The sequence below is a fragment of the Flavobacterium phragmitis genome (assembly GCF_900112575.1).
GTDB lineage: Bacteria > Bacteroidota > Bacteroidia > Flavobacteriales > Flavobacteriaceae > Flavobacterium > Flavobacterium phragmitis.
Window position 1 is genome coordinate 60,191 of sequence record NZ_FOMH01000010.1, and the last position, 23,463, is coordinate 83,653.

18 protein-coding genes are annotated in these 23,463 nt (G+C 32.7%); 4 read left to right on the plus strand and 14 right to left on the minus strand.

All coding sequences use genetic code 11. The annotated features are described in order from the left end of the window. Positions 1-63: 63 nt before the first annotated feature. The 8 genes from gyrB to BM289_RS17540 all read right to left on the minus strand — a co-directional run bounded on the left by gyrB (position 64) and on the right by BM289_RS17540 (position 13,700). Positions 64-2,004: a DNA topoisomerase (ATP-hydrolyzing) subunit B gene (gene gyrB, locus BM289_RS17505; RefSeq protein ID WP_091495948.1), complete on the minus strand. Its 1,941-nt coding sequence runs from the start codon at positions 2,002-2,004 to the stop codon at positions 64-66. 404 nt (positions 2,005-2,408) lie between these two features. Further along, complete coding sequence (gene asnB / locus BM289_RS17510; protein WP_091495950.1) at positions 2,409-4,025, minus strand: asparagine synthase B; 1,617 nt, start codon at positions 4,023-4,025, stop codon at positions 2,409-2,411. 317 nt (positions 4,026-4,342) lie between these two features. After that, a complete protein-coding gene (gene asnB / locus BM289_RS17515) occupies positions 4,343-6,019 on the minus strand; it encodes an asparagine synthase B (RefSeq protein WP_091495952.1) in 1,677 nt (558 codons plus the stop codon). A 555-nt stretch (positions 6,020-6,574) separates the two neighbouring features. Next, a complete protein-coding gene (locus BM289_RS17520; protein ID WP_091495954.1) occupies positions 6,575-7,024 on the minus strand; it encodes a hypothetical protein in 450 nt (149 codons plus the stop codon). Between the two features lie 98 nt (positions 7,025-7,122). Next, positions 7,123-7,653, minus strand: coding sequence for a GNAT family N-acetyltransferase (locus BM289_RS17525; RefSeq protein ID WP_091495955.1), 531 nt, complete (start codon positions 7,651-7,653; stop codon positions 7,123-7,125). Positions 7,654-7,818: 165 nt separating this feature from the next. Beyond that, positions 7,819-9,573 (minus strand): TonB-dependent receptor, encoded by a 1,755-nt coding sequence (locus BM289_RS17530; RefSeq protein ID WP_091495958.1) that lies wholly within the window; start codon positions 9,571-9,573, stop codon positions 7,819-7,821. Positions 9,574-9,718: 145 nt separating this feature from the next. After that, on the minus strand, positions 9,719-10,582 hold the full coding sequence (locus tag BM289_RS17535; protein ID WP_091495960.1) for a PhzF family phenazine biosynthesis protein: 864 nt from the start codon (positions 10,580-10,582) through the stop codon (positions 9,719-9,721). A gap of 103 nt (positions 10,583-10,685) precedes the next feature. Then, positions 10,686-13,700: a tetratricopeptide repeat protein gene (locus BM289_RS17540; RefSeq protein WP_091495962.1), complete on the minus strand. Its 3,015-nt coding sequence runs from the start codon at positions 13,698-13,700 to the stop codon at positions 10,686-10,688. A gap of 292 nt (positions 13,701-13,992) precedes the next feature. Between BM289_RS17540 and BM289_RS17545 the strand changes: the two genes are divergently transcribed. From BM289_RS17545 to BM289_RS17555, 3 genes are all read left to right on the plus strand, one after another. Beyond that, positions 13,993-14,676: a cell division ATP-binding protein FtsE gene (locus BM289_RS17545; protein WP_091495964.1), complete on the plus strand. Its 684-nt coding sequence runs from the start codon at positions 13,993-13,995 to the stop codon at positions 14,674-14,676. Further along, the gene (locus BM289_RS17550) at positions 14,676-15,563 is read left to right on the plus strand and encodes a glycosyltransferase family 2 protein (protein WP_091495966.1); all 888 of its coding nucleotides are present in this window, start codon (positions 14,676-14,678) and stop codon (positions 15,561-15,563) included. Before BM289_RS17545 ends, BM289_RS17550 begins: the two co-directional genes overlap by 1 nt. A gap of 354 nt (positions 15,564-15,917) precedes the next feature. Beyond that, a complete protein-coding gene (locus BM289_RS17555; protein ID WP_091495967.1) occupies positions 15,918-16,847 on the plus strand; it encodes a glycosyltransferase family 2 protein in 930 nt (309 codons plus the stop codon). On the opposite strand, the gene BM289_RS17560 is transcribed toward BM289_RS17555, so the two are convergent. Further along, the gene (locus BM289_RS17560; protein ID WP_091495969.1) at positions 16,830-17,264 is read right to left on the minus strand and encodes a sugar 3,4-ketoisomerase; all 435 of its coding nucleotides are present in this window, start codon (positions 17,262-17,264) and stop codon (positions 16,830-16,832) included. The genes BM289_RS17555 and BM289_RS17560 overlap by 18 nt on opposite strands. Then, on the minus strand, positions 17,234-18,319 hold the full coding sequence (locus BM289_RS17565) for a glycosyltransferase (RefSeq protein ID WP_091495971.1): 1,086 nt from the start codon (positions 18,317-18,319) through the stop codon (positions 17,234-17,236). The genes BM289_RS17560 and BM289_RS17565 overlap by 31 nt, the downstream gene beginning before the upstream one ends. A 44-nt stretch (positions 18,320-18,363) precedes the next feature. On the opposite strand from BM289_RS17565, the gene BM289_RS17570 reads away from it, so the two are divergent. After that, positions 18,364-19,500 (plus strand): glycosyltransferase, encoded by a 1,137-nt coding sequence (locus tag BM289_RS17570; RefSeq protein WP_091495973.1) that lies wholly within the window; start codon positions 18,364-18,366, stop codon positions 19,498-19,500. Here the strand turns inward: BM289_RS17570 and BM289_RS17575 are convergent. Genes BM289_RS17575 through BM289_RS17590 form a run of 4 tightly spaced genes read right to left on the minus strand, consistent with a single transcriptional unit; the run spans position 19,497 to position 23,429 of the window. Beyond that, complete coding sequence (locus BM289_RS17575; RefSeq protein WP_244165409.1) at positions 19,497-20,771, minus strand: O-antigen translocase; 1,275 nt, start codon at positions 20,769-20,771, stop codon at positions 19,497-19,499. The two genes, BM289_RS17570 and BM289_RS17575, sit on opposite strands and share 4 nt — an antisense overlap. A gap of 1 nt (position 20,772) precedes the next feature. Continuing rightward, the gene (locus BM289_RS17580; protein ID WP_091495975.1) at positions 20,773-21,873 is read right to left on the minus strand and encodes a DegT/DnrJ/EryC1/StrS family aminotransferase; all 1,101 of its coding nucleotides are present in this window, start codon (positions 21,871-21,873) and stop codon (positions 20,773-20,775) included. After that, positions 21,870-22,820: a FemAB family protein gene (locus BM289_RS17585; protein ID WP_091495977.1), complete on the minus strand. Its 951-nt coding sequence runs from the start codon at positions 22,818-22,820 to the stop codon at positions 21,870-21,872. The genes BM289_RS17580 and BM289_RS17585 overlap by 4 nt, the downstream gene beginning before the upstream one ends. 6 nt (positions 22,821-22,826) lie before the next feature. After that, on the minus strand, positions 22,827-23,429 hold the full coding sequence (locus BM289_RS17590) for a trimeric intracellular cation channel family protein (protein WP_091495979.1): 603 nt from the start codon (positions 23,427-23,429) through the stop codon (positions 22,827-22,829). Between the last annotated feature and the right edge of the window lie 34 nt (positions 23,430-23,463).

Below are 23,463 nucleotides of genomic sequence, written 5' to 3' on the forward strand. Positions count from 1 at the left end.
AATTCGTTTAATTGTCTAGTAAATTTAAACAATTAAACGAATTGAAATTATTAATTTTTCATTTTATGCATCAATATTTGCATAAACTGCATTTTTCTCGATAAACTCTCTACGAGGCGGTACTTCATCACCCATCAACATAGAGAAAACTTGATCCGCTTCTGCAAGGCTTTCAATATTAACCTGACGTAATGTTCTGAAATTCGGATCCATTGTAGTTTCCCATAATTGCTCCGCGTTCATCTCTCCAAGACCTTTATAACGTTGAATGTTTGCACTTCCTCCCATTCTTTCGTTTGCCTGATCACGCTGTACATCATTCCAAGCATATTCTTTTTTGTTTCCTTTTTTAACCAAGTATAAAGGCGGTGCCGCAATGTATACGTGACCTTCTTCTATAAGCTCTTTCATAAAACGGAAGAAGAACGTTAATATTAAGGTAGAAATGTGACTACCATCGACATCGGCATCACACATGATGATTACCTTATGATATCTTAGTTTTTCAAGATTCAAGGCTTTACTATCTTCAGCAGTTCCAACTGTTACCCCTAAAGCCGTAAAGATATTTCTAATCTCTTCGTTTTCGAATACTTTATGATGCATCGCTTTCTCAACGTTCAAGATTTTACCACGTAATGGCAGAATCGCTTGAAAGTTACGATCACGACCTTGTTTGGCTGTTCCACCAGCCGAATCTCCCTCGACAAGGTAAACTTCACATCTTGCTGGATCTTGCTCTGAACAATCAGATAATTTTCCTGGTAATCCTCCACCGCCCATAACGGTTTTACGCTGTACCATTTCACGCGCTTTTTTCGCTGCGTGACGTGCCTGAGCCGCTAAGATTACTTTTTGGATGATTAATTTTGCATCATTTGGGTTTTCTTCCAAATAATTTTCCAACATTTCTCCAACAGCTTGAGAAACTGGAGAAACAACTTCTCTATTTCCAAGTTTTGTCTTCGTCTGTCCTTCGAACTGAGGTTCTGATACTTTTACAGAAATAATTGCTGTTAATCCTTCACGGAAGTCATCTCCAGCAATTTCGAATTTCAATTTATCCAACAAACCTGAAGCATCGGCATATTTTTTAAGCGTTCTTGTCAAACCACTTCTAAAACCTTGTAAATGCGTTCCTCCTTCGTGCGTGTTGATATTATTTACATAAGAAAAAATATTCTCAGTATAACTTGTATTATAAATCAAGGCAACTTCAACTGGGATTTCCCCTTTGTCATTATCCATACTTATAACATGAGAAACGATTGGCTCACGGTTACCATCTAAATAACGAATGTATTCTTTTAATCCTTCATCAGAATGAAATACTTCACTTCTAAATTCACCTTTATCATCAACTTCTCTCTTATCTGTAAATGTAATCGTAATTCCTTTGTTCAAGAAAGAAAGCTCACGCATACGAGCTGATAAAGTATCGTAAGAGAATTCTGTTGTCTGCTGAAAGATAGTATCGTCTGGAAAGAAAGTCTGGCGTGTACCTCTTTTTTCTGTTTCTCCAATTTGTTTTACTGGATATAAAGCTTTTCCTCTTTCGTATTCCTGCTCATAAATCTTACCTTCTCTAAATACAGTAGATTTCATATGAACAGAAAGTGCATTTACCACAGAAACCCCCACACCGTGAAGACCTCCAGACACTTTATAAGAATCTTTATCAAATTTACCTCCGGCACCAATTTTAGTCATTACAACTTCAAGTGCAGAAACTCCTTCTTTTTTATGTAAATCTACTGGAATACCACGTCCGTTATCTTCAACTGTAACAGAACCATCTTCGTTTATTGTAACACCAATAGTATCACAATGCCCTCCCATGGCCTCATCAATAGAGTTATCAACAACCTCATAAACTAAATGATGCAGTCCTCGAACCCCTACATCTCCAATATACATCGATGGACGCATTCTTACGTGCTCCATCCCTTCTAATGCCTGAATACTATCTGCTGAATAATTGTTCTTCTTGATTTCTTCGCTCATATAATTTATTCTAATAAATGTAATTATTGTCTAACAGGCAAATATATGAAAACGCAGGCTATATACCCAGTAAAATACCACTTAAAGCAGTTAAGTTATTAACACAATTGTCTGAAAAACCTAAAAATAAAACTAAAACCTTAGTTTAAATTCCAAAACTGGAAATAATGCGAAAGTTTTAAAAGTCCAATCTTTGAAATCCCAAATTCCAGAACTGGAAATAATGCGAAAGTTTAAAAATTCTAATCTTTGAAATTGCTTCACTTGTTCGATAGCAATCGAGTCCAAATTCCAAAACTAATCGTTCCACATAAAAAAACCGAAACTATATTATAATGTAGTTTCGGTTTTTTTAGGTTCAATCCAAAAATTGGAATTTGGAATTTATTTTTTGGAATTTAACTTTAAACTGCAATCCCAGATTTTACGTTTTCGAAATTCCCTTTCAAGTGTGCAGCATTTGCTCTTCCACTTGGATCCAGGTTTTCCTGCCATTTCGGTATCCATTTACGCACTGTTTGAGCTGCACTGACCTGCGGATAGTATTTATGAAAAATCGAACGATATAAGTACGCTTCTTTTGTTGTTGGTGAATTATACGGGAACTCTACATTTGCGCCCGCCAACTGTTCATCTGTTACCTGAGAAGCACAATATTCAATTAATTCATCAACCCAATTGTAACCTACTCCATCTGAAAATTGTTCTTTTTGACGCCATAAAACTTCTGACGGCAGATAAGGATCTTCCGGTGTATCGAAAGCCTTTCTTAAAATGTATTTTTCAATTCCATCATATGTTTTAGGCTGTTTTTCCTCTGTTTTGATTCGGATATTCGTATCCAAAAATGTAGTATCCAAAAACGGGAATCTCACTTCTAGCCCGTGCGCCATTGTTGTTTTATCTGCACGAAGTAAATCTGCAGTAAACAACTTCTGAACTCTTTCTATGGTTTCATCTTGAAATTCTTCTGCCGAAGGCGCATTTCTAAAATACAAATGTCCTCCAAAAACCTCATCGGCTCCTTCTCCAGATAAAATTACTTTAACACCTTGTTCCGCAATTGCTTTAGATAATAAATACATTGGAACACCCGATCTTACCGAAATAATATCATACGTTTCAATATGATAAATTACTTTTTCTAAAATCTGAACTCCTTCTTCTACAGAAAAATGAATTTCATGATGCTCTGTTCCTAAAAATGCAGCCGCTTTTCGCGCGACAATATTATCAGGCGAATCTGCATCTAAACCAATTGAGAAAGAATGTAATTTCTGTCCGTTTTCTTTTAAAACCCTAGAAGTTATGGCAGATGTTAAAGACGAATCCAATCCCCCTGAAAGTATTACTCCAACAGGAACATTAGCCAATAAACGCTTACTTGTAGCATCAATTAAACTCTGGCGAACTACATTCAGATCTAAAGGCTGATCTGCATTTTTATGATCTTCGTACTCTGGACGGTAATATTTTACAAAACCCGTTTTTGCCGTATAATAATGTCCTGGAGGAAAAGTTGAAAATGATTTGCATTGATCTGCAATTGACTTCATTTCTGAAGAAAAATAAATACGTCCTCTTTCATCCAAACCATAATACAATGGTTTTACACCTATTGGATCACGACCAGCAATATATCTATCTCCATCGATTACAACGAAAGCAAAATCACCATCTAGTTTGTTACAGAAATCATAACCAAACTCTTCATAAAGATGCACAATTACTTCTGAATCCGATTCTGTTCTAAAAGTATGATGCTGTAAAACCGTTTCTTTAAGTTCTTTGTAATTGTAAATCTCTCCATCATGAACCATCCAAGCCTTATTTGTTCCTTGAATTGGCTGTTTACCTGAATTAAGATCAATGATTGATAGACTTTCATGGCACAATATACTGCCATTTTCCATAATATGAACATCACTTTCATCAGGGCCTCGATATGACATTCTTTCTGAAAGTTCTTTTACCAGTTTGGGGTCTTTTCCTTTACCAATTACGGCTAACAATCCAGACATACTATTCTATTTATTATTATATTGTATTGTACAAAACTCTAAAGCAAGCTGCACATTAAAAAATCATTAAAAATTTTCACTGAAAGCAAAACTAAAGATTATTTTTTGCTTTCCTAATACTTTCCACATTAAAATCTTTGGGGATTCAATTTTATTTCGGAGAATGCCAAATATAAAAAAAGTAAGCTTACTAATTACCAAAAACTTTTTATAAAGAACTGAAATCTAGAATTTAACAATTTTAGACAAGAAAGACGTTCTTTTGCAAGAACGTCTTTCGGCAATATATATACTAATTCTAAAAATTAAACTCTTCTTTAGGCTTTTGCATAAGCATCATCATGAACGCTTGCAACAGCTCTTCCAGACGGATCGTTCATGTTTTTGAAAGCTTCATCCCATTCCAAAGCAATTTTTGTACTACAAGCCACACTTGCTTCCTGAGGCACACATAATGCCGCCGCATCACTTGGGAAATGTTCTGCAAAAATAGAACGATAGTAATATTCTTCTTTTGAAGTTGGCGTCTGTAATGGGAACTTAAATCTTGCATTTGCCAATTGCTCATCCGAAACTTCTCTGGCTACCACTTCTTTTAAAGTATCAATCCAGCTATATCCTACTCCATCCGAGAATTGCTCTTTTTGTCTCCATGCCACACTTTCCGGAAGCATATCTTCAAAAGCTTTACGAACAACCCATTTTTCCATCGGATGTTCTTTGTTGATCATTTTATCTTGCGGGTTGATACGCATTGCCACATCCATAAATTCTTTATCTAAGAATGGTACACGCCCTTCGATTCCCCACGCTGCTAAACTTTTGTTAGCACGTAAACAGTCGTACATATGAAGTTTGCCTAATTTACGAACGTTTTCTTCGTGGAATTCTTTAGCGTTTGGCGCTTTATGGAAATATAAATATCCTCCAAACAACTCATCTGCTCCTTCTCCTGAAAGAACCATTTTGATTCCCATTGATTTGATTACTCTCGCCATTAGCCACATTGGGGTTGAAGCTCTTACTGTAGTTACGTCATATGTTTCTAAGTTGTAAATTACATCACGAACTGCATCCAAACCTTCTTGAATTGTAAATTTGATTTCGTGGTGAATTGTTCCAATATGATCTGCTACTTTTCTTGCTGCAGCTAAATCTGGAGAACCTTCTAGACCAACTGAGAAAGAGTGTAATTGCGGATACCAAGCATCTGTAGTATCATCTGACTCAATTCTTTTTTGTGCAAATTTTTTGGCTACAGCCGAAGTAATAGAAGAATCCAAACCTCCTGAAAGTAGAACTCCATAAGGAACATCACTCATTAATTGTCTGTGAACCGCTGCTTCCAATGCTTTTCTGATTTCTGGAATGCTAGTTTCGTTATCTTTAACGGCATCATATTCTGTCCAGTCTCTTTTGTACCATTGTACAAATTCACCATCTTTACTTGATAAATAATGTCCTGGAGGGAATAATTCAATTTTTGTACAGTATCCTTCTAAAGCTTTTAATTCAGACGCTACGTAAAAAGTTCCATGTTGATCCCAACCAATGTACAATGGAATAATTCCCATGTGGTCACGAGCTACAAAATACTCGTCTTTATCAACATCATAAATGGCAAAACCGAAGATTCCGTTTAATTCATCAACAAAATCAACTCCTTTTTCTCTGTAAAGCGCTAAAATCACTTCACAGTCACTTTCTGTTTGAAAGTTATATTTTCCTTCAAATTGTTTACGTAAATCTCTGTGATTGTAAATTTCACCATTAGCAGCCAAAACCAATTTTTTATCTTCTGTAAATAAAGGTTGTTTTCCTGAAGCTGGATCAACAATTGCCAAACGCTCATGAGAAAGAATCGCTTTATCATTACTGTAAATGCCACTCCAGTCTGGTCCACGGTGACGAATGATTTTTGACATTTCTAATACTTGAGGTCTTAACGCTTCGGCTTTTTGTTTAAGATCAAAGGCACATACAATTCCGCACATAATATTCTATATTTTAATTTTAAGTTTTTAATTTGATAAGGCAAAGATGGAGTATTAGTTACAATTGAAAAACACATTTAACAATATCAATTACAAATATCAATCAAAACAATCAATTTACATACAAAATGTAAAATTTAGAAGTAAAAATAAGCTCGAAACTTGAAAATTTTAATTTGGGATCCAAAACTGGTTTGAAATTGAAAGTTTAGAGTGATTTTTTGGATTAAATTTTGAGTTATTTCGGCATCAATGAAGAATTCGTAAAGAGACAACATCAAACTGTTCTAAAATTATAAATTCCACAATCGTTTATCAAATATAGCCCGTGGTTTCAACCACGGGACACGTTTTATACATTGCGTCCCGTGGTTGAAACCACGGGCTATATTTAACAAAAAACAAAGATTGGCAATATACTATGCGGAGTTACTTTCGAAGATTTGCTTCGCCTATTCGCTATCACTCGGGTCTCGTTCCTAGAAATGAAAAGATTATGAAGAATACTTTGAGGTTAATTCAACTTTGACAAAGTTCTAGACTTAGTTAATAAGATTACTCAACACTTTGAATCGTATAATGCGTCTTATTAATTTCAAACTGAAATCCAGCCTTATTTCCCATTAAATGATTTCCTAAAGGAGATTGCGGAGAAAGTGCAATCACATTGATTCCATCAATTGCTATTTTAGGAAGAGCGACACTAACATATAAATAGATGCCGTTTGCTTTTACCAAACTTCCCAAAACAATATTTTCAGTAGATTTCAACGAATCGATTTTATCTAAAATGCTTTTTTGCTCAATCGCTTCTTTCAGTTTAGTAGTCAATTTTTCCTGCTCGATATGCATCATCGACAAGGCTGTTTCGTGTTTGTCACCAGCAGAACCTTTGGCATCATTTTTTGAATCTTCGGTCAAACCGGAAATCATGTCTTTGAAAACATCAATTCTGTCCTGAACCATTTGTGTGTAGTGAGTGTATATTTTTTCTTTGAAAGTCATTTTTTTAAAGATGCTAAGATTCTAAGTGGCTAAGGTGCTAAGTTTTTTTTTGCCACGAACGTACTAAGGCGCTAAGATAAGTGATTTTTTTTCTAATCTTATTCGAAAAATTCTTTTGGATATACTACTTCTCCGCTTATTCCTTTTAAACCATTTTCTGTCAGCGCTATTGCCAAACAATTTTCAGCCGGCACATCAAACGGCATTTTGATATTGTATTTTTCACAAAGCTCATATCCGAATCTTGGATAATAATCCTGATGTCCTAGCAAAATAATGGATTTATATCCTAATTCTTTTGCAACTTCATGCCCATAAAGAATAAGCTTTGCCCCAATTCCTTTTCCCTGAAACTCTGGCAAAACTGAAACTGGCGCCAATGCTAATGACTCAAATGAATCAGCATCATTTACTATTTTTAATTTAGTAAATAAAATATGTCCGACGATTTCACCTTCAAGTTCTGCTACAATAGATAATTCAGGAATAAAAACATTCGATTTCCTAAGCCTTTCTACTAGAAACTGTTCTTTATGATCACTGTATTCTTCTTTTTCAAAAGCTTTTTCTATCAATTGAAAAACACTTTCAAAATCGTTTACATTCTCTTGACGTAATTTAATTTCCATAACTATAAAAATAAAAAAAACAGCCACGAATTCACGAATCTACTCCAAAAAATTCATGAGTTCATGGCTGAAAAAAAAAGGCACTTTCATTTAAAATGTTTTTGTGCCCTGGTATTTTTGTGGCAAAAAAACTTTGCGTCTTTGTGCCTTCGCGGCTATTAACCTTTAAAAATCAAATTTATAATTTGCACCTCCTAAAACTTGGAAACCTTGTACTGGATAATTCAGCCATTTTTCGTAAGCCTGATTTCCTATATTATTTAATTTCAAGAAAAACGTCAAACGTTCGTTGAATTTATATCCTAGATGAGCATTAGCATCAAAATAACTTTTTAAAGTTACAACTTGCGGATCTGTTGTAAGTGCCGTGTTTGACTGCATGTCTTTTCTTTCTCCCACATAAAACACATTCAATCCCGCATACCACTGCTTCGTAATATTAACGTCTAAAGTTGAACTTAATTTCATTGTTGGCAAATTCCATGCTTCAACAACATTATCCGTATTGTAACTATTAAATGTTCCGTTGATTCCAAAAGTTACATTTTGAGAGAAATCAGCTTTTAATTCTGCATAAAAACGTAATGTTCTAATATCTTCATACACTACACCAAATGAGTTTCCAAAAGCATAATCTTCGTTCGTAATTACTTCTGTATAATCATTCGCTTTAAACAATGCTTTGTCTTTTTCATTCAAATACGAACCAGTCAAATTATAATTCACATTGTTTGCCAGTTTTCCTTTCAAACCTGCAAAAACATTATACTGCGTACTTGAAGGTCGCATATTCAAAGTCGGTGACAAAAACGGATTTTCGGTTACAAAATCAGCATAAGAGTTTTGTTTTAAACCTCCATCAACTCCTGTATAGAAAATCATTAAATCGCCAACCAATTTATAAGAAGCATTTACTTTTGGATACAGATAAAATTTATTACCGCTATTTTCTGTATCTCCGCTGTAAAAAACTCCTGCTCCTAATTCTAAAGTCCAATCGTTTTCATGAATTACAAAACTTGGCTCAATTCCAACATTGGTAAAACCATATTTTACAGCCTCTGTATTATCCTGTAAATAGTTATTTTTGAAAGAACCGCTTACATGATCTACAATTACATTGGTTTTAATTGCCTGATCCATTACATTAACAGTAAAAGTCGGTTTTACGAAAAATCTATTTTCTGATGAAGAATAACTATCTGAAAAGTGAGTAAATTTTGCTGCAAGATTACTAAAAATGCTTTCTGTAAATTCAGCATTTCCGCCTAACCAAATTGTATTATAAGAATGATCAGGATTAATACTGTTTATTAAATCATAACGCTGTGCTGGAATTGTCGACCCAAAATCAGCTGGCAGTCCATACCAATTGTAAATTTGATTTTGATATCCTAAATCAACATTCCAATTGTTATCTCTATTATTTTGACCGTAGCCTACATTAATTGCCGTATCATAAAATTCATCATTTAATTCTACATCTTTAATGCCACCCTGAGAGGAATGATGACGAAACATTCCCGCCACATAATCGTTATTTCCTAAATCCTGATTCACAAATAATTCTCCATTCAAAGTTCCATAATTTCCAACTCCTACTGTGGCGTAATTATTAAACAACCTTTCTTTTTTAGCTTTTTCAACACCTGCCGCTTTTCCTTTAGAAGGCGTAAACGTTGAAGCCACAGGAACAGACAAAATACTGTATTTAATTACTTCTTTCGGCTGATTACCGCTGTCGTCAAGCGAAGGGTTTTCTTTTACTTTAAAAGCATCTGAAATAGTAGGCGAATATGGTTTTACAACATTTACAGTTTCCGTTCCGATACTTTCGTTTTTCTTAACTTGCGAAAACGAAAGCTGGACAGCAAATAATACTAGTAAAACGATAATTTTATACTGGCAATTTAATTTCATATTTCTTCTTTTTAAGAGGATAGAGAAAAGAATATAAAGAATAGACTTATTGCTATATCTCAATTCTTTTACTCAAACTCTTTGTTCTATTCTCTATATTCTATTTTCTTTTTTCTTAAATCTAAAATCTACATTCTAAAATCAATTAGGCTTCCCACTCCCCTTTGGCTACAAATTGAGCTTTTCCTCCAATTTTAATATCAAACTGATCATTTTCCAGTTTTCCTTTAAAATAGATTTCAGACGGACGACCAATGTAATCTCCCTGATGGTTTGTCACTTCAATTTGTGGAGAATGATATTTTAAAAGATATGCCTGTAAACAGGTACTGGCGCTTCCTGTTGCAGCATCTTCCACTAATTGATTATTTTCTACACATAACATTCTGGTTGCCAGCTTCAAATCTTCGAAACTATAAAAATACAGTCCTCTATGATCTGTTTTACAATGCTGTTTCAGCCATTTATCGGTTTTATCTTTATCTAAAACTAAATTCTCTAAGGCTCTTTTGCTGTTTAACGGAACAATTACAAAGGCACTTCCGGTAGTCACTTCTTGTATTAAATATTGATTATCAAAATCATCAATTGTCAAGTTGCTGAAAGACGGGAAATCTTCTTTTGCAAAAACATCCCAAAACTTTGGCTGCGCCGCTTTCAACCAAATCAAATCATCCGCTTTATGAATTGCAATCGGACCAATCGGAACTTCTAATTTTATTTCTGATGGAGCATTTTCAAATACCTTATTCATCAAAACCCATGAAGTTCCAATTATTGGATGTCCTGCAAACTGGATTTCATGCGCCGGAGTAAATATTCTGATTTCCGCCTTATTCTTTTCCTTGTCTAATTTTGTAATGAAAGTGCTTTCGGCAAAATTAATTTCACGAGCAATCTGTTGCATTTCCTGTGAACTTAAATTTTCTGCATCTAAAAAAACCGCCAACTGATTTCCGGCATATTTTTTATCGGCAAAAACATCAACTATATAAAAAGGTAAACTCATTTTTTTTCTTTTTTTTTAGAAAATGGAACATAGAATATAGAGAATAGACTTTCTAATCTTTAATCAATCAATTTTCTTTTTTCTATATTCTATTTTCTTTTTTCTATCTATTAATCGACGAATTCGTTTTTGACTCTTCCGCTTTAATAGCACTCAATTCTTTTTTCGCTTCTTCAACCACATCCGGATAATCTGTAAAATTGTTGATTACATTATCCAAAATATAAGTCGCTTGATAACTGTCTTTTAATCCGTAGAAGTTTTTCGCCATTAGTACCAAACCTTTCGCTCCGTAATATTTATAAGCCGAATAGCTTTTTGCTAATTTCTGAACCGCTGTATTCGATGCATCATATTTCCCTTCTTTAGTTTTAAAATAAGCATCATAATACAAGGCTTCTGCTGCTAATTCTCCTTTAGAAGTAGTCAATAATTTAGCATAAGCTGTTTTTGCCTTATCTTCATTTCCAGTTTGAATTGCGGCACGAGCTACAATAATTTGCGCATCGGCTTTTACTCCTGCATCCGATTTTGGATTTTCCAGCACTTTTTCAGCAGCAACAACCGAATTATCATAATCTTTTTTGTCATAATAACATTTCATCAAGTTTGCCTGAGCAAAAGTTTTATTCTGCGGATAATCTGCTTCGCTTTCCAAGCGTTTTAAAACTGGAATCGATTTATCGCAATCTTTCGCTTTTAGATATATCTGAGCCAATCTGTTTAAAGCTTGTTCAGTAAATTCATTTCTTGGCTGATCTGCAACATATTGATAATTTGCTGTTGATTTCGTTTCAGAACCTTCCGCATAATAAAGCTGTCCTAAATAAAAATTCGCTTCTAAAGCATGTAATCCAGAAGGGAATTTACTAACATAACCCGCAAATCCTGTAATCGCAGTTTTGCTATTGTTTTGGCTGTATTGTTTAAAGGCTGCATCGTAAGTATCGTTATCCAATTCAGCATCTGAAACTTCAACAAAATCTAAAGTTCTAACCCAAGTTGCGTATTCATCCACTTTTCCAGAATCCACATAGATTAATCTTGCTGTTGCAACTGCTTCTAAGGCTTCCGGAGTTTTTGGAAACTCAGCTGCTACTTTTTTGAATTTCGTTAAAGCCTGCTGATCACGATCTGAGTTGTAGTAAATCAAACCTTGTTTCAAAATTGCTTTTGAAGTAAAAGATCCGTTTTGATATTCTGAAATTAACTGATCATACGTTTTGATTGCCTGATCGTTTTTCTTGTCTGCCACATAAGTGTTTCCTAATTCAAACAAAGCATCGTCACGATAAGATGATTTTTTATACATCTGAAGGAAGTTGTTCAATTCGTCTACTTTCTTAGTATTGTTAGACATAAATCCATAAGAAAGTGCTTTTTGAAACTGAGCATAATCGGCATCAACACCTTTTGCTGCGATTGCTTTTCCGTACGCTTCGTTTGCAGCGCTGTATTTTGAAGTCACGAAACGACAATCTCCCAAACGTAAATAAGAATCGTTTAAACGTACTTTATCTGAAGGAGAATTATCAATCTGAGCCTGAAAAGAATTCGCAGCTTGGTCATATTCTTTCAACTTAAAGTAAGTATAACCAATATTGTAATTGATGTTTTTATATTCGTCTGTAGATTTTGCAGCAGACATTCCGGCAAATTGCTTATACGTTAATAAAGCATTCTGCATATCATCATTTAGATATTCTGTTTCTGCTTTCCAGAAAGTCGCACGAGCAGTAAATTCAGGTGTTTTTTGTTCGCTGATGGCACTTCTGAACATTTTACCCGCATCCTGATAATTGGATTCATTGTACAATTCTACGCCACGGTAAAACAATACTTTTTGGTAAGCTGCTTTATTTTCAGCAGTTCTGTTTTTTTCTAATAAAGCCAGAGCTTCTTTGTAGTTTTTAGAAGAAATATAAGAATCTACCAATAGTTTTTCTACTTCAGAACGACTTGAATTGTTTGGGTATTTTTTTAAGAAATCCAATAAAATCCCAGGAACTGCCTGATAAGCATTTCCAATATCGTAACTTAATTTAGCATAATTTAAAGCGGCATCTTCCTGAATTTGTGCATTGAAATCCATTTCAGAAGCATTTTTAAAAGCATTTAAAGCTTCTTGTTTTTTACCGATATTCAAATAACTTAAACCTAAATGATAGTAAGCATTCTGTGCTACGAAATCTTTCCCTTCGATAATTTTGTTGAATTGAGAAATGGCTTTTTCGTAGTTTTTCTGCTCGTAATAAGCATATCCTAACTGATAAAAATCGGTATTGTTCCATTTTCCTTTTTTACCTGCATATTTTTCTAAATAAGGAATCGCTTTTTCGTATTGTTTTAAGTTGAAATAACTTTCTCCAATAATTTTATTCAATTCTGATTTTTCCATTTCATTGGATTTAGACATGGCTGTCTGACCTAAATCAATTGCTTTTTGGAAATTACCAAGCTTGAAATTCATGTCGGCTTGGTAGTATGAAAGTTTCTCTTTGTACTTTTCTTCGCCAGAAACCTCATCAAAATATTTGGTTGCTTCTTTGTAATCGTCGCCTTCATAAGCCATGAATCCTAAATAATATTTGGCTTGAGAACCATATTCTTTAGAATTTACCACTTTATTAAAATAGTTAGTCGCTTCTTTTTTCTTTTTTGCATTAAAATAGCTGTAGCCTTTCATAAAGTTGAATTTATCAGACTCCGCTCTACTCATGTAACTTTCGTCTACTTTATCAAACCATTGCAATGCTTTTGGATAATTTCCTTGTTCAAAGAAAAACTGTGCAGCTTCGATATAAGCTTGATTTTGTTTGGTGCTGGTTGGATAATCGTTAACGAATTTTTCCACCAATGCATCCGCGTTTGCTTTGTTGGTTCTTATCGCACAATTGGCAATGTAAAAGGCACAGTCTGACTTTACTTCTTCAGTAACTTCAGTATTTTTAACATGCTCAAAAATAAGCTGTGCCGAAGCATATTGTTTATCATTATATAAAGCCAGTGCTTTGTCAAAATCCTTTAAATCGTAAGTATATATAGCTGATTTTTGTGCCGAAACTGTCGTCGATAAAAGGATGATTTGGAATAAAAAGAACCAGGAAAGTTTACGCATTTTAGTTATATTTAGTATTCAAATGTATCATTTTATACGGTTTATAACGAAACGTTTTGCCGTTTTATTATGAACAAAAATTTAAACTGCTGTGATTTTTGTTGCTCCAAAACGCCAAAAGATTGGTTCTCAAACTTTCTAAAATGATTTTTTTTCCTGCACAACTATTATTCCATTTTTTCTTGCTGCTTGAAAGTATTTTCATTTTTTGAAATTTCTCACAGAAATGATTGAAATTTATTTTGAATAGAACCGTTAACTTATTACTTTTACCATTCAAATCAATTTTATTATGTCAGAAACCGTACTATCTCTCAAAGAAGTCACTATATATCAAGAAGGAAGAAAAATTATCTCTCACATTAATTTGGATGTTAAACACGGTGAATTTATCTATATCATCGGGAAAACAGGTTCTGGAAAAAGTAGTTTCCTAAAAACTTTATATGCTGATTTACCGTTAGTTGAAGGAGAGGGACATATTGTAGAATTTGATTTGGCTACTTTAAAAGAAAAAGATATCCCGTACTTGAGACGTAAAATCGGAATTGTATTTCAGGATTTTAAACTGCTTCCAGACCGTTCTATTAAAGACAACATGCTTTTTGTTCTAAAAGCAACTGGATGGACAGAAAAAGAAGCAATGGAACATAAAATCGATGAAGTTTTGAATAAAGTTGGAATGATCAACTTCTTGAACAAAATGCCTCACCAGCTTTCCGGTGGTGAACAACAACGTGTTGCTATTGCAAGAGCACTGCTTAATGATCCGGAATTTATTTTGGCAGACGAACCAACCGGAAATCTTGATCCACAAACGAGTTCTGAAGTTTTAGAAGTATTAAAAACCATCAATGCCAACGGAAAAACTGTTATCATGGCAACGCACGATTACGCTTTATTGATGAAATTCCCTTCTAAAACATTGAAATGTGAAGATGAAAGAATCTTCGAAGTGGTGCAAAGAAGCGTGTAATGCTTTCCGTTTTAATTCCGGTTTACAATTACAACATTTTTAAGCTTGTAGAAATCCTGCATAATCAAATTTCGGATTGTGACATTCCTTTTGAAATTATTTGTTTGGACGATGCTTCGCAAGAATTTACAATTGAAAACCAAAGAATTAATCAATTTCAAAACTGTTCTTTTTCTATTTTAGAAAAAAATATCGGGCGAAGTGCAATTCGAAATGTATTGGCACAAAAAGCAATTTATGAAAATCTGCTTTTTCTGGATGCTGATACAATTCCTGTACATCATAATTTTATTTTGAATTATATTTCAGAATTAAAAAACAATCCAAAAGTTGTTTTTGGCGGTATTGTCTACGAAAACAAAAAACCAGCTGAAGAGTTTCTTTTACGCTGGAGTTATGGTAAAGAAAGAGAAGCCTTAAACATTTCTCAAAGAAACCAAAACCCGTCTCAATCCGCTTTGGTTTCTAACTTATTAATCAAAAAGGAGATTGCAGTTCGCTATCCTTTTGATGAAACCATAACACAATACGGTTATGAAGATTTACTTTTTTTTGCTGTTTTAAAATCAAATCATATTGAAATTAAACACATTGAAAACCCTGTTTTTCATTTAAATCTGGAAACTTCAATTGTATTCTTAAACAAAACGAAAACGGCTTTAGAAAATCTGGTTTTTCTAAATAAACAAAACAAGATTTCAATAAATGAAAGCAGGATTATTGCCTCATTTGAACTGCTAAAAATGACTAAATTGTTTTCTGTATTTTATTTTATTTTTCGAAAATTAAAATCAAAAATCGAACGAAATTTAGTTTCGAAAAATCCGTCGCTATTTCTCTTTGACATTTATAAACTGGGATATTTCAGTTCTTTAAAATCAAAGTAAACCAGTATAAAGCAAAACCTTAATCTAACCACAAATTCGCACAAATTAATTTGCGAAAATTTGTGTAATTCTATCTAACTCTCTTTTAAATCTATGAAATCAGTAGGAAAAAGTTAGCAACTCTTTGTCAAAGTTCCCAAACGGACTTTCTTGAAGTCTGTGCCTAAAGTTTTTTTTCGCCACGAATTTCACAAATTACACTAATCCAAACTTTGTCTATTGTACTGCAATCTCACTAATTTTTAATTTGTGAAATTGATAAAGAAAAATAATTAGTGCCAATTTGTGAAATTCGTGGCAAAAAAAACTATTCATAACTATATTTGCGGTTAAAACTTTTTTTGAGACAACTAAATGGCTTTTTTCTCTATCATAATTCCACTTTACAATAAGGAAAATTTTATCGAAAATACGATACAAAGTGTTTTAGATCAAACTTTTCAGGATTTTGAAATCATTATTGTAAACGATGGTTCTACTGATAAAAGCGAAGAAAAAATACTGCAGTTTAAAGATTTTAGGATTCACTATTTCACTAAAAAAAATGAAGGCGCTTCGACAGCCCGAAATTACGGAATAGAAAAAGCGAATGCCGATTTTATAACTTTTTTGGATGCAGACGATTATTGGTATCCGATGTTTTTAGAAACTATGTTTGCTAATATAAAGGCTTTTCCAGAACAAAACGTCTTTTCGGCTGCAATTGAATTTGATACTTCAAAGAAAACAATTCCTGCCCAATATTCTATTGTTAAATCTGAAAGTGAAATTGAAATTGTAAATTACTTTAAAGCCAGTTTAAAAGAAACTGTCCTATGCACTTCATGTGCTGTTTTTCATAAAACCGTTTTTGAGAAAGCAGGCAACTTTGACACCAAAATTAAAAGCGGTCAGGACACTGATTTGTGGATAAGAATAGGACTTCTCTACCCTGTTGTCTTTTCTTGGAAAATATTAGCTCGTTATGTTTACGATGATAAAAGTCTTTCTAAAAACAATCAATGGATAGATAAGAAGCCCGATTTTTCAAAATTTGAAGAAGCAGAAAAAACAAATCCAGATTTGAAAATCTTTCTCGATTTAAATCGTTTTTCACTCGCCATAAAAAGTAAAATTGCAGGAAAAAAAGAGCTCTTCAAAAAATATTATCAGCCCATTAATCTAAAAAATATAAGTCTTAAAAAACGTATTTTGCTACGTCTTCCTCCGTTTGTTTTAAAAAGTTTAATTCCAATTAAAACACAACTTGCTAATTTAGGATTGCAATCATCTGTCTTTAAATAATTTATATTTTTTGTATTCACGGATATAATCTTCTTCTTCAAATTCATGAGAAGATAAAACCAAACATACACTTCCAGAAGAAAAATTCTGAATTTCTCTCCAAATCCCTGGAACAATAAGCAGTCCTATATTGGGTTTATTTAAAGTTATGACTTGTTTGTTTTTTCCGTCTTTCAAAATCACATCAAAACTGCCACTTAGCGCAATTAAAAATTGCTGTTGTCCTTTATGTGCATGTCCTCCTCTCTTGCTTCCGCTTGGGACATCGTACAGATAATATACTCTCCTTGAAACAAACGGAATGGTATCTCCTTCAATAACCGAAAGGTTGCCTCTTCTATCTTGAATCTTCGGAATTTCGATCAAACGAATATCTGAAACCGTAGTTATTTTGGATTGATTAGAAGATTTTTCCATTGTTCAGAAATATTTTTTAGAGATAAATGCGAAACACTTTGAGCTGCATTGTTTTTACAAAAATCATATAATTCGTCGTCATCCACAAATCTATTTATTGCCAATGCCAATGCTTCTTTATTATAATTTTCGACAAGCAGACCATTAAATTCATTTTGAATGATTTCTCTTGGCCCAGAATTACAATCGACCGCTAAAACAGGTGTGCCTAAGGCTAAAGATTCTACAATAGACATAGGAAAACCTTCGTAATGACTCGTCAAAATTGTAAATTTTGCCTCGCGAACTTCATGGTAAGGATTTTGTTTGAAAGAAAGAATTTCAACAAAATCGCTCAAATCCAGATCTTTTATTTTCTGTTGAATAAAATCCAAATCATTTCCGGATCCCATTAAATGAAGTTGATAACCTTTTAAAAAAACTTTTGAAAATGAGAAAGCTTCCAGCATCAAAGAGAAATTTTTGACATTTTCGTCCAATCGTCCAAAAAACAAAATGACTTTTTTGGGTTCAAAAGCCTCTTTTTTCAATTCTTCTTTCGAAATGAAAAAAGGATTATAAATTGTAATTGTGTTTTTTAATTCATAAAGCTGCATTACTTTCTGTTCAATTGCTTTTGAAACACAAATTAACGCTTCGGCATTTTTATAAATGATTTTTGACCAGAACTTTGAAACAGGAAAATAATTCAGAAAATTATAACTGTGAACAATATAAAAGATTTTACTGTCTCTATAAATAAATCGTGTAATCAATTCTCTAAGCAAGACATTTCTGGTTCTGCTGTCAATTACAAATTCGATATTATTCTGGACTAAATAACGACGAAGTAAAATGCCTTTTTTTAGTTTTCTAAAAAAAGATACATAATGAGAACTTTCTTTTTCTAAATTAAACAAGTTTCCTGTAAAAGAATAATCTACAACATCATTTACGATAACAGAATGTACTTCAAAACCTGATTTTTCGAGCATAAAAGTCAATAAAGCCGCGAAACGTTCTGCTCCTCCTTTTCCTAAAGAATTTGAAACAACGGCAACTTTCTTTTTATTCATGTTTTGACCAAAAAAGTAAATATATTTGTCAAATATACATATAAATGAAAGTTTTACTGGTAGGAGAATACAGTCATCTGCACAATTCTTTAAAAGATGGTTTGCTTGCATTGGGCCACGATGTTTTTATTATTGGCCAAAATGATGGTTTTAAAAATTTTCCTGTCGATTATCCTATTCAAAAAAAATGGGATAATAGTTTGCTGAAAAAGATAAAAGTTGCCGTTTATAAACTTACTGGATTCGATATCAGCTCTTATTTTACTTATCGTCAATACTTGAAATTCGAAAAAGAATGTTCCGGTTTTGATGTGGTACAATTAATAAACGAAAACAGTTTTCATTGTCTTCCTTATTTTGAAAAGAAAATTATTTCTAGTCTTTTAAAAAACAATCAAAAGCTGTTTTTATTAAGTTGCGGATTTGATTATTTGAACGTGAAATATTGTTTCGAAAATCCTTCTTTTAAATCTGTAATTCAGTTATATCTGAACAAAAAAATTGATGGAAAATCTTTCTCAAATGCTTTAAAATTTCGTCGTAAATCATTTTTAAAACTTCATCAGTTTATTTATAAAAACTGTAACGGAATTATAGCTTCTGATTTGGATTATCATTTTCCGTTAAAAGGAAATGATAACTATTTAGGTTTAATTCCAAACCCAATAAACATTGATAAACTTCAATTTGAACCAATCAATATTGAGGACAAAATCATTATTTTTCATGGTATCAACAATGATAATTATTTTAAAAAAGGAAATGATTATTTTGAAAAAGCTTTAGAAATTATTCAGAAAAAATATCCTTCTAAAATAGAAATAATTACTGTTCGCAGTGTTCCATATTCAGAATATATTAATCTTTATAATCGTTCTCATATTCTATTAGATCAAATTTACGGATACGATCAGGGATACAATGCACTAGAGGCAATGGCAAAAGGGAAAGTTGTTTTTACCAATGCTGAAACTGAATTTATGGAATATTATAATCTTTCGGAAAAAGTCTGTATTAATGCTATTCCAAATGTGGATTATTTAGTCCATGAATTGTCTTCTTTAATTGAAAATCCCGAAGAGATTATAGCCATCGGTAAACGTGCCAGAGTTTTTATCGAAAGGGAACATCATTATATAAAAATTGCTCAGAAATATATTCAGAAATGGAACGATAACTAAAAAAGACTTTTTCTGAAATATATAGAAAGTACAATAAAATAGATTAAATTTTGAAAGGCATAAGCTATCACAACTCCTTCTATTTGAAACACTTTAATACAAAACAAACTCAAAAAATACAAAAGCAACAGAGAAAACAATTCGGTAATTATAAAAGCTGTTGTTAATTTTTTAGCAAAAAACTGATATCCTAAAATTAAGGAACAGACTTTAAAAACATCTCCTAAAAGCTGCCAGAAAAATAAATTGGTAACGGGTAAAAATTCTTTGGTAAAAATAACCTCTACAACAAAATATCTACTAAAATAAAGTACTGTTAATGCCAAAACAAAAAGAGGCAGGATAACTTTATAATACTGCCAAAAAACCGTTTTGGTTTCTGACAAAGTGGATGCTTTTGCCAATTTCGGTAAAAAATATACCGTCAAGATAGTGCTCACAAAAAGCATATAATAAGTTGAAACTCGTGTTATGGTTTCCCAATATCCAGCCTGTTCAATTCCTAAATCCTGAATAATATGATTTCGAATTGCTAAAAATACAATTGGTCCAAAAACTGATGACACCAAAGCCATTAAGGAATATGAAGAAAGATTTTTTAAGACTTGAAAATCAAAAAAAGGGAGTTTTATGATTTGAAAAATCTTAATCTCTTTTTGAATCAAATAAAAGGTTACAAAAAACAATAACGCTGGAGCGACTATAGTAGCTAACAACGCGCCAACTGTTTTAAATTGCAAAATCAAAAAAATTGAAACTAACAACCCAATTGTATTTCCAATGATATTGATTCCAATTACCTTTTGAAACTTGCCCAAACCGTTAATTACAGCAATAAAAAAAATAGACATTACATAAAATGGTAAAACCAGCGACAGAGCTTTAAAAACAAGTAAATACTCCGTATTGCTTCCAAAAATTCTAGTGTTCCAATAACCGGCGTTAAAGAACAAAATACCACTTAAAAAAAGTGCTGTAACTAGGAGAGTTATAAAAACAGTCGTTATTATTTTTTGAAATTCTTGTTTACTTTTTTCATTTTCGGCTACATATTTTACAATGCCATTTTGGAAACCTAAAGTCGAAATGTTTTCTAACGAAGTTAAAAAATTCCGAAGATTACCAACTAAAGCCATTCCGCTTGGGCCAACAAAAACAGCTAAAATTTTAGAAGTAATTAAACCAATTCCAATTTTTAGAGCCACACTCAAACTGTTCAAAGAAGTAATCTTAAACAAACTGGTTTGGATTATTTTTCTGTAGAAATTCAATTTAGTATTGGTTTAAAACTTCTATAATAAATTCTACTTCAGATGCTGTTAAAACCGGACTCATCGGTAAACTTAAAACTTCATTGTGAATCTTTTCGGTGATAGGAAAAGACAAATTATTCCATTTCACAAAAGCTTTTTGTTTGTGTGGAGGAATCGGATAATGAATTAAGGTTTGGATATTATGCTGGGTTAAATATTCCTGAAGATTTCCTCTGTTTTTCGTTCGAATCACAAACAAATGAAAAACATGATTATTCGAAAAATCCCAAAACGGCAATTCTATTTTTTCATTTTTAATTTCAGCCAAATAGCGTTTTGCAATATTTCTTCTTTTCTGATTATCCGTATCTAAATTCGGCAATTTCAAGTTTAAAAAACCAGCCTGCAATTCGTCTAATCTTGAATTTACGCCAATATATTTGTTCTCATATTTTTTTTCGGAGCCATAATTTCTAAGTGAAAAAAGCACTTTTGCTAATTCAGCATCGTTTGTTGTAATGGCACCACCGTCTCCTAAACACCCAAGGTTTTTTCCTGGATAAAAACTAAATGCGGCAGCACTTTTTAAATTGTTTATTGTTAATTGTTTATTGTTAATTGTTCCGTGAGATTGTGCGCAATCTTCTACTAAAATTAAATCATGTTTTAATGCAATTTCATTTACTTTCTCCATTTCGGCCAATTGTCCATATAGATGAACGGCTAAAATTGCTTTTGTTTTTGAAGTAATTTTTTCTTCAACTAAATCCGGATTTATATTATAAGTTTCTAATCTTGGCTCGACTAAAACCGGAACCAAATCTGCCTGTAAGATAGCTAAAATACTGGCAATATAAGTATTAGCAGGAACTATAACCTCATCTCCTTTCTGCAGTTTTCCTAGCGCGATATATCCTTTAAAAATAAGAGTTAAAGCATCCAATCCGTTTGCCACTCCAATGCAATATTTTGAATTGCAATATTCGGCAAAAGCTTTTTCAAAAGTTTCCACTTCTTTTCCTAAAATATACCAGCCACTATCTAAAACCGCTTTTAGTTTTTCCTGAAAAGCAGTTTCATACGGTTCGTTTATTTTTTTTAGGTCTAAAAAAGATATCACTTTATTTCAATTTTATAAAAATCCTGACTGTAAACAGTACAGCCTAATTCTTCTTTTTGTTTCAAAAGTCCATTATTATATCCTGACTCATTATTTTCATCAACAATTCCCATATCCAAAAAAAACTTTCCCTTGTCTTTGTATTTCCGAATTAAATTAATGAATAAAAAGTCTAAAGCTCTCAATTTTTCACCTATCTTAGAGGTTGCTCCATATTGCGATTTTACGACATTTTTTGTTTCGAATATGGTTATTCCAGCTATGATTTCATTATTTGTATATGCTGAATACTGTTTTATATTTTGAGGAAATTTCGATTTTAAAAATTTTATTTCTTTTATAGAATGAACTGGTTTCACATTGTGTTTTTCCCATAATCTAGGTTCTAAAACTTTTACCCAAAAGGGATCAAAATTCTGTTCTTCGATTATATCCAAATCAAGGTTTTCAATTCTTCGAAAGTGTTTTAATTTGCTTTTCGAAATTTTTAATGGAATCGATAAATTAACTGCCAGATTCATTTCTTTTCGCTCTAAGACCGCTCCTCTTTTCAATAAAAAAAACTCGATTGCTGTATTTCCTTCTGAAAAATAAAAATTTGGAATTGGTTTATAATACAAAGTTTCTACCTTGTTTTCTTTCAAAAAAACTAAAACTTCATCTAAAATCAATTCTACTTTTTCAGCATTTAATTTAGCAGAAAAAACCAACCCTCCATAAGTTAAACCTTGATGAGAATAAACCACATTTCCTTTCCTATTAGCAGGAAGAACGGCTTTTAGTTTTTCTTCCTCAAACACTAAAAGTGAAAAATCTTCAAACCGATCTTTATGATATTCCATAAAATCACGGTAAAATAAAAACGTAGCATTTTTAGCCTGATCGATAAAATCGTTCCAGATAGAAAAGTCGTTTTTACTGTATTTTTTTATGGTATATTTTGTCATTTTAAACTACATATGATCAAATGCTTTTAAGTGCCATTTGTATTTAACGGCCAAAAGTCTGATGACGATAATCACAAGTGATGTAACCAGATATAAAATATCTTCGTTTAGGTTGAGTTTTCTTAAACCAAAAAAAACGATTCCGCCAAAAATACAGATTGTCGCATAGATCTCTTTTCTGAAAACGTTCGGAATTTCGTTGCACAAAATATCTCTAGTTACTCCTCCAAAACAAGCGGTCATCGTTCCAAGAGCAATACAAATTGCCGGATGAAGTCCTGTCAAAAGTCCTCTTTCAAGACCAATCAAAGTAAAAACCCCAAGTCCAATCGTATCAAATAAAAACAAAGAAGTTCTTAGTTTATCAAACCTTTTTCTAAAAAGAATTGCCAGAAAAAAACCTAAAATGATGACATAAACGTACTGCATATCACGCATCCAACCCACTGGAGTTCTTCCAATCAGAACATCTCGGAGCGTTCCTCCTCCTACTGCTGTCACAAATGCAATAATAAAAACCCCAAACGGATCCAGTTTTTTATGCATTGCCGTTAAAGCGCCAGACATAGCAAACGCCATTGTCCCAATAATATCTAGTAAGTGAAACATTTTTTATTAAGTTACAAAGATGCAAAGGTGCAGA